Source organism: Mesorhizobium sp. M7A.F.Ca.US.002.01.1.1 (assembly GCF_004022955.1).
In the GTDB taxonomy this organism is placed as follows: domain Bacteria; phylum Pseudomonadota; class Alphaproteobacteria; order Rhizobiales; family Rhizobiaceae; genus Mesorhizobium; species Mesorhizobium ciceri.
In genome coordinates this window covers 1-1,847 of sequence record NZ_RZQE01000776.1, presented here as the reverse complement: position 1 = coordinate 1,847, position 1,847 = coordinate 1, and the positions used below count along the sequence as shown (strand labels likewise).

Here is a 1,847-nt window from a genome sequence, read left to right as displayed (position 1 = left end):
CAACGAGCGGGTGCGCCGCATCCTCGACGACATCGACGATGCCGAGGCGATGCTGTCGCGGACACGGGAAACACCGCGTGGGCGGCTGCGCATATCCACCCCGATCGTCACCTATCATCTGTTGCTGCCGGTGCTGTCGGAGTTCATGGCCCGCTATCCCGAGATCGAGCTCGATATCGATTTCAACGACCGGATCGTCGACGTCATCGACGAGGGCATCGATGTCGCGATCCGCAGCGGCGAGCTGCCTGATTCGCGCCTCGTGTCGAGACCCGTTGCGCCCTTCCGCATGCTGCTGTGCGCGGCGCCCTCCTACCTCGAGCGCCATGGCACACCCGGCGAGCCGGCGGATCTCATCAGGCATTTCGGCATAAACTTCCGCTTCCTCAACAGCGGCAGGCTGCTGGAGTGGCCGTTCATAACCGGAAGCGCTGAACCGCAGATCCGCTCGATGCTGACCTGCAACAACATGGAAGCATTGAAGGGCGCCACGATCGCCGGCCTCGGCATCGCCTGCATGCCGGATTTCCTGGTGCGTGAGGCGCTGCACGAAGACAGGCTGCGTACCGTTCTCGACGGTCATGTCGACGGCCGTGGCCAGTTCCGGATGCTGTGGCCTTCCAACCGCCATTTGTCGCCGAAGGTGCGCGTGTTCGTCGATTTCCTTCCCGATCGCCTTGCGGCGCGCTAGGCGTTCATCGCATAATATGACAGTGATAGTCATGTTTGTGTGGAAGCGCTTGAGCGGCTGTGGCATGCCGCTGACCGCGGGGGCGCTGCGGCGCTTGCCCCGAACTGTTGCATAGGACTTGAATGATGGACCAATTGAGCGCGCAAACCCGGATCAGCGACGCGGCGATCAGGTCGGTGATGGACCGGCTGCGCGCCGAGCACAGCGAATTCGAGATCGACACCGGCGTCGCCGACCAATGGGAGCTTCGCCTCTATTATGGTTCGTTGAGCGCCACGCTCGATAATGAAAGCGTACTGATCCGCGTCGCGGCGTCCGACGAAACCTGCCTGTCCTACATGAAGATGACGGTTGCCGGCCATGTCGCCGAACATCTCGGCACGACCAGGGGCATCCATTGGCAAGGCGACGGCATTGACGCCGGCATGCCGGTCTTCTTCCGCGAGATCACGGTGATGTCGTCGACGCGGTTCTCGGCGCATATGCAGCGTCTGCGCTTCGCCGGTAAGGATCTCGGCCGGTTTAGCCATGGCGGCCTGCACATACGGCTGCTGCTGCCGCCGGCTGGCCGCCAGCCGCTCTGGCCGTCGATGGGTGCCGATGGCTTGATTGTCTGGCCTTCGGGCGACGATGCGCTTGCCGTGCGGGTCTACACGATCCGGGCGCTGGATGCCGCAAGCGGCTGGCTCGATGTCGATTTCGTGCTGCACCCCGGCCAGGAGACGCCCGCCGCCAGCTTCGCGCAAAATGCACGGGCGGGAGATGTCATCGGCATGATCGGACCCGGTGGCGGCGACGCTCCGGTGGCGCAGACCTTGCTTCTGCTCGGCGACGACACAGCACTTCCCGCCATAGGCAGGATTCTGGAAGATCTGCCGCCGTCAACACGCGCTGAGGCGCTGATCGAGATCGATGGGCCGGACGACCGGATGGCGCTGGCGCAAGGGGATAATATCGACATCACCTGGCTTTACCGGCACGGCCGCGAGGCCGGCACCGCGGGCCTGTTGTCCGCCGCCTTGCGCGAGCGCAAGCACATGGCGCTTGCCGACGGCCTGTACGTCTGGGTCGGTTGCGAATTTGGCGATTTCCGGGAGATCCGCAAGATCGTGCGTAAACAGTGGGGCCTGCCGCGCGACCGCCACCTGGTTACGGC

General features: G+C 64.1%; 2 protein-coding genes. Both read left to right on the top strand.

Annotated elements, in window-relative coordinates; all coding sequences use genetic code 11:
* Positions 1-691: LysR substrate-binding domain-containing protein (locus EN932_RS35310; protein ID WP_128369482.1), on the top strand; the 691-nt coding region annotated here is incomplete at its 5' end.
* A gap of 125 nt (positions 692-816) precedes the next feature.
* Positions 817-1,847 (top strand): siderophore-interacting protein (locus EN932_RS35305; protein ID WP_164890818.1); only part of this gene is annotated, 1,031 nt, incomplete at its 3' end.